Genomic DNA, 6,524 nt, shown 5'->3' with positions numbered 1-6,524 from the left:
TTCGAGGCGCCTCCAGTACGCTTAACTCACTCATCGTAGGTGTCCACTAAGCAATAGGTGGACACCTACCGTCATCGAAGTCGGAGCTCAACGGAAGGTGTGTTCACCGGCCGGATACGCTGGGCCGGCACCAGAGGCTTGGCCTCCAGGGGCAGCGATGACATAAGCGCCAGGGCTGTGTGTCCGCACGGCGTGGCGTCCCCTATGCTGTCAGTCAGGGACAAGGTATCGGGGGAAAGGCATGCAAAGGACGTGGCAGAGACTGTTGTCGATGCTGGTGCTATCGCCAGTCATCGCCGTGGCGCAGACGCCGGGCGATCCGGGAGAAGCGGGCAAGGAGGCTGTCCAGACGTCATCATTGGCCGAGGTGGGGAACAGTGCGGCGCCCACGGTCGACGCCGCCGAGGTGCGCGACTGCTTTGTACAGATGGGCCAGGGGGCGGTGGGTGACTGCATCGGACTCGCCGCCGACGCCTGCCAGCAGACCCCGGGCGAGGCCACGACCCTGGGTATCGTCGATTGCCTGGCCCAGGAGACCCGGGTCTGGGATGAACTGCTCAACGCCCAGTACCAGGAGCTGCGCGCGCTGATGCGCGAGCAGGACGAGGGGAATCCTGACGTGGGTATCTCCCGGGTGGACGCGCTAAGGGACGTGCAGCGCGCCTGGATCACCTTTCGCGACGCCGAGTGCGGCTACGCCTATGCCCGCTATCAGGATGGCACCATCCGCAGCGTCGTCGCGGCCGCCTGTCAGCTTGAACAGACCGCCCGGCGGGCGCTTGCCTTGAAGGGCATCCTGCACGAGAGCAGCCTTTAGGTAGGGTGTGGCTGACGCTGCTGTGTCCTCGCGCTTCTGTGTGAAACAAAGAGCGAACCATCAGGAACAGAAAAGGGGAAGGCCTTGGCCTTCCCCTTTCGCTGCTTCTTTCATCGCTGCTTTCGATTGTCGCTGCGGCTACACGCGTTCCACCCGCGGGCCTCAGGCGGTCGCGGTTTCCTTGTCGCCCTTGCGCGAGGTGGGGGCGGCGCGTTTGAGCAGCGGCTTGAGGAAGCGCCCGGTGTGGGAGACCTCCATCTCGGCGAGCTGTTCCGGGGTGCCCTCGGCGATGATGCGTCCACCGCCGGACCCGCCCTCCGGGCCCAGGTCGATCAGCCAGTCGGCGGTCTTGATCACGTCAAGGTTGTGCTCGATGACCACCACGGTGTTGCCGTGGTCGCGCAGCCGGTGCAGGACCGTCAGCAGCTGGCGGATGTCCTCGAAGTGCAGGCCGGTGGTGGGCTCGTCGAGGATGTACAGGGTCTTGCCGGTATCGCGCTTGGCCAGCTCCCGGGCCAGCTTGACCCGCTGGGCCTCGCCGCCGGACAGGGTGGTGGCGCTCTGGCCCAGGCGGATGTAGGTCAGGCCCACGTCGACCAGGGTCTGCAGACGACGGGCGATGGCGGGCACCGGGCTGAAGAACTCCAGCGCCTCCTCCACGGTCATCTCCAGCACCTCATCGATGGTCTTGCCCTTGTAGTGGATATCCAGGGTCTCGCGGTTGTAGCGCTTGCCCTTGCACACGTCGCAGGGCACATAGATATCCGGCAGGAAGTGCATTTCTACCTTGATCATGCCCTCGCCCTGACACGCCTCGCAGCGCCCGCCCTTGACGTTGAACGAGAAGCGGCCGGGCTTGTAGCCGCGTGAGCGCGCCTCCTGGGTGCCGGCGAACAGTTCACGAATGGGGGTGAAGATGCCGGTGTAGGTCGCCGGGTTGGAGCGCGGCGTGCGGCCGATCGGGCTCTGGTCGATGTCGATGATCTTGTCGAGCTGATCGAGCCCCTCGATGCCGGTGTAGGGCGACGGCGTCAGGGTAGTGGCCTTGTTCAGCTCGCGCGCGGCGATCGGCATCAGGGTCGAGTTGATCAAGGTCGACTTGCCCGAGCCGGACACCCCGGTGACGCACACGAACAGCCCCAGCGGCAGCTCCAGGGTGACGTCCTGGAGGTTGTTGCCCGAGGCGCCGGTGAGCTTGAGCATCTTTTCCGGGTTGCCGGGGATGCGCCAGGGCGGTACCTCGATGGCGCGGGTACCGGACAGGTACTGACCGGTCAGCGAGGCCGGGTTGGCCATGACCTCCTCCGGGGTGCCCTCGGCGACGATCTCGCCGCCATGGACACCGGCGCCGGGGCCGATGTCGAGGACGTGGTCGGCGGCACGAATCGCGTCCTCGTCGTGTTCGACCACGATAACCGTGTTACCCAGGTCGCGCAGGCGTTCCAGGGTCTGCAGCAGGCGGTCGTTGTCGCGCTGGTGCAGGCCGATGGAGGGCTCGTCGAGGATGTACATCACGCCCACCAGGCCGGCACCGATCTGGCTGGCCAGGCGGATGCGCTGGGCCTCGCCACCGGACAGGGTCTCGGCGCTGCGCTCCAGGTTGAGGTAGTCGAGGCCGACGTTGACCAGAAACTCGAGTCGGGCCGAGATCTCGTTGAGGATCTTCTCGGCGATCTCGCCGCGCCGGCCAGGCAGGCTGAGTTCACTGAAGTAGCGCTGGGCGTCGCCGATCGGCAGGCGCACCACCTCGGGCAGGGTGGTGTCGTCGACGAACACGTGGCGGGCTTCCTTGCGCAGGCGCGAGCCCTCGCAGGTGCGGCAGGGCTGCACCGCGATATAGCGGGCGAGTTCCTCGCGGACCATGCTCGACTCGGTCTCGCGGTAGCGGCGCTGCATGTTCGGCAGCACGCCCTCGAAGGGATGCTCGCGGGAGACCTTCTTGCCGCGATCATTGACGTAGCTGAAGGCGATGTCGTCCTTGCCGCTGCCGTTGAGGATCACCTCGCGCTCGTGACGGGCCAGATCCTGCCACGGGGTTTCGAGGGTGAAGCGGTAGTGCTCGGCCACCGACTTCAGCTGGTTGAAGTAGTAGACGCTGCGCCGGTCCCAGCCCTTGATCACGCCTTCCGCCAGGGACAGCTCCGGGTGACTGATCAGCTTTTCCGGGTCGAAGAACTGCTGCACCCCCAGGCCATCGCAGGTGGGGCAGGCGCCGGCCGGGTTGTTGAACGAGAACATCCGCGGTTCGAGTTCGGCGATGGAGTAGCCGCAGACCGGACAGGCGAAGCGTGCCGAGAACGCCATGTCGTCCTGTTCACCGTCCATGAAGTGGACCATGGCGGTACCGTCGGCCAGACCCAGGGCGGTCTCGAAGGATTCCGCCAGGCGCTGCTCGAGGCCTTCGCGCACCTTGATGCGGTCCACCACCACGCTGATGTCGTGCTTGCGGTTCTTGTCCAGCGGGCGCACGTCGTCGAGTTCCAGCACCTGGCCGTCGACCATGGCGCGCACAAAGCCCTGGGAGCGCAGCTCCGCCAGCAGCTGCAGGTGCTCGCCCTTGCGTCCGCTGACCACCGGGGCCAGCAGCATCAGCTTGCTGCCTTCCGGCAGCGCCATCACCTGGTCGACCATCTGCGAGATGGTCTGGGCCTCGAGGTCCTCGCCGTGTTCCGGGCAGCGCGGGGTGCCGGCACGGGCGAACAGCAGGCGCAGGTAATCGTAGATCTCGGTGATGGTGCCGACGGTGGAGCGCGGATTGTGGGAGGTGGACTTCTGCTCGATGGAGATCGCCGGCGACAGCCCCTCGATATGGTCCACGTCGGGCTTTTCCATCATCGACAGAAACTGGCGCGCATAGGTGGACAGCGACTCCACGTAGCGGCGCTGCCCCTCGGCGTAGAGGGTATCGAAGGCCAGCGACGACTTGCCGGAGCCAGACAGCCCGGTGACCACGATCAGCTTGTCACGGGGTAGTTCGACGTCGATCTGCTTGAGGTTGTGGGTGCGGGCACCCCTGACCAGAATCTTGTCCATTCCCACCTCGAAGACGCGGCAAAAGGTCGATTATACGTGGCCGGTCGCCCGGCCGGCAAAGCCACCGGTGAAAAGACGCTTGTGAAATGACTCGAGTGTCGGCATTTTCTGGATCGCCCCCAGGCGCTAGAATATGCGGTCCACCTTCGGGGCTCTCTCCCCGCTCTCAAGCCGGAATTCGTTCATGTCCAAGGCCAGACTCTTGTTAGCCTCCGAGCGGCGCGCCATCGTCGGTCTGGCGGGGCTCTACGCCACACGCATGCTCGGGCTGTTCATGGTGTTGCCCGTACTCGCCCTCAACGCCGACCACCTGGTCGGGGCCACCCCTCTGCTGGTGGGGCTGGCGCTCGGCGTCTATGGCCTGACCCAGGCGGTACTGCAGATTCCCTTCGGTCTGCTGTCGGATCGCATCGGGCGCAAGCCGGTGATTGCTGCTGGCTTGGGGCTGTTTCTGATCGGCAGCGTGGTCGCCGCCCAGGCGGACTCCATCGCCATGATGATTGTCGGTCGCAGTCTGCAGGGCAGCGGTGCGGTGGCCGCCGCCATCATGGCGCTTCTGGCCGACCAGACCCGCGAGCAGGTTCGCACCGCCGCCATGGCGACCATCGGTCTGTCGATCGGCGTGGCCTTTGGCGTCGCCATGGTGCTCGGCCCGCTGGTGGCCAGCCACTTTGGCCTGGCCGGGGTGTTCTACTTCACCGCCCTGCTGGCGGCGCTGGGGATGCTGGTGCTGTGGAAACTGGTGCCGCCGGCGCCGCGCCGGCGCGGCCATCGTGACGTCGGCCTCGATCGCGGGCAGCTCGCCAGCATCCTCGGGCGCATGGATCTGTGGCGCATGGACGCCTCCATCTTCAGCCTGCACCTGATCCTGATGGCGATCTTCACCGCCGTGCCGTTCAAGCTGGTCGATGCCGGTGTCGTCGAAGCCCGCCATGGCCTGGTCTACCTGGTGGTGATGGGGCTGTCCTTCGTCGCCATGGTGCCGCTGGTGATCGTGGCCGAGAAGAAGCGCAAGATGAAGCTGATGTGCCTCGGCGCCATCGCCACCATCACCCTGAGTCTTGTCGGGCTGGGCCTCGCCGGTTCGGGCCTGGTAGCCCTGGGCGCCTGGCTGTTGGCCTTCTTTACCGCCTTCAACCTGCTCGAGGCCACCCTGCCGTCGATGATCAGCAAGCTGGCACCGGCCGGGGCCAAGGGCACGGCCATGGGGGTCTATTCCACCAGCCAGTTCCTGGGGGCCTTCCTCGGTGGCGTGATGGGCGGCTTCCTGGCCCAGCAGTTCGGGCTGTCGGCGGTGTTCCTGGGGGCAGCACTACTGGGATTTGGCTGGTTCGTGCTGATGCTCGGCATGCGCGCGCCGCGCCACCTGTCCAGCGAGGTGGTGGCCCTGGCCGACGAGCACGAGAGCGATACCCTGGACAACCTGATGGCGCGCTTTGCCGCCGTCGCCGGGGTCGAGGACGTCCTGGTGGTGCCAGAAGAGCGGCTGGCCTACCTGAAGGTGGATCGCGCCACCCTGGACACCGAGGCGCTGGCGCGGCTGACCCGTTCTTCGACCCAGCGCTCCTAGGTAGCGGTAGATAACCGCGGCAGATAGTCGCGGTAGATAGTGTCGGCACCTTGTCGCGACATCACGTCGCCGCACACTGTCTGCGCTCGAGTGCCGAGCCGTTCTTCACGGCGGCGAATCGTCTCGATCTCGCGTATAGTAGCGACATCCGCTTTTGTGGCGTCGACCGATCGACGCCGACCGATTGTCACCGGGGGCGTGGCAGCTATCCTGCCCGCCGGCCCGGCGCCCATTGTCTGCATCAAGGAGTCAACCATGGCCCGTGGCGTCAACAAGGTCATCCTCATCGGCAACCTCGGCCAGGATCCGGAGGTACGCTTTACACCGTCCGGCACCGCCGTGGCCAACCTGAACCTCGCGACCACCGATACCTGGATGGACCGCCAGAGCGGCCAGCGCCAGGAACGCACCGAATGGCACCGGGTGGTGATGTTCAACAAGCTGGCCGAGATTTCCCAGCAGTACCTCAAGAAGGGCTCGAAGCTGTACATCGAAGGCCGCCTGCAGACCCGCAAGTGGCAGGACCAGAACGGCCAGGATCGCTACTCCACCGAGATCGTCGCCAACGACATGCAGATGCTCGATGGTCGCGGTGAAGGCGGCCAGGGTGGCGGCTTTGGCGGCGGCCCTCAGGGCGGCGGCAACTTCGGCGGTGGTCAGCCCCAGCAGGGCGGTGGCAACTTCGGTGGTGGTCAGCCCCAGCAGGGTGGCAACTTCGGTGGTGGCCAGCCCCAGCAGGGTGGCAACTTCGGTGGCGGCCAGCCCCAGCAGGGCGGCAACTTTGGCGGCGGTCAGCAGGGTGGCGCTCAGCAGAACCGTCCGCCCCAGCAGGCGCCCAACCAGGGCGGTGGTCAGAAGGGCGGCTTCGGCGCACCGGACCCGGGCAACTTCGACGACTTCGACGACGAGATCCCGTTCTAAGCCCCGTTGTGGATGCCATCAAATGGCGTCATTAGCAAACCAAGGAGGCCCTGCATCGGCAGGGCCTCCTTGCGTTTCGGGTCTTCTTTTTTGGTCAGCGCCTGTTCAGTGCAGTGCCTCTTCTCGCCAAGTGCCTCTTTCTCTTGCAGCGTCTCTCTTCGGCCAAGGCGCTTCGCCTCAAGT

Annotated in this window: 4 protein-coding genes; 3 read left to right on the top strand and 1 reads right to left on the bottom strand. The window is 65.8% G+C overall.

The annotated features are described in order from the left end of the window. The first annotated feature begins 241 nt into the window (after positions 1–241). Positions 242–817 (top strand): lysozyme inhibitor LprI family protein, encoded by a 576-nt coding sequence (locus tag EBB56_RS20405; protein WP_124805189.1) that lies wholly within the window; start codon positions 242–244, stop codon positions 815–817. Positions 818–979: 162 nt separating this feature from the next. On the opposite strand, the gene uvrA is transcribed toward EBB56_RS20405, so the two are convergent. After that, positions 980–3,850, bottom strand: a complete 2,871-nt coding sequence (gene uvrA, locus EBB56_RS20400) for an excinuclease ABC subunit UvrA (protein WP_124805188.1) — start codon at positions 3,848–3,850, stop codon at positions 980–982. Positions 3,851–4,034: 184 nt separating this feature from the next. On the opposite strand from uvrA, the gene EBB56_RS20395 reads away from it, so the two are divergent. Further along, positions 4,035–5,420 (top strand): MFS transporter, encoded by a 1,386-nt coding sequence (locus EBB56_RS20395; protein ID WP_124805187.1) that lies wholly within the window; start codon positions 4,035–4,037, stop codon positions 5,418–5,420. Positions 5,421–5,675: 255 nt separating this feature from the next. Continuing rightward, the gene (ssb, locus tag EBB56_RS20390; RefSeq protein WP_045990835.1) at positions 5,676–6,341 is read left to right on the top strand and encodes a single-stranded DNA-binding protein; all 666 of its coding nucleotides are present in this window, start codon (positions 5,676–5,678) and stop codon (positions 6,339–6,341) included. Positions 6,342–6,524: the final 183 nt, after the last annotated feature.

This window comes from Halomonas sp. YLB-10 (assembly GCF_003856855.1).
Taxonomy (GTDB): Bacteria; Pseudomonadota; Gammaproteobacteria; order Pseudomonadales; family Halomonadaceae; genus Halomonas; species Halomonas litopenaei.
This window is presented reverse-complemented; position numbering and strand designations above follow the sequence as displayed.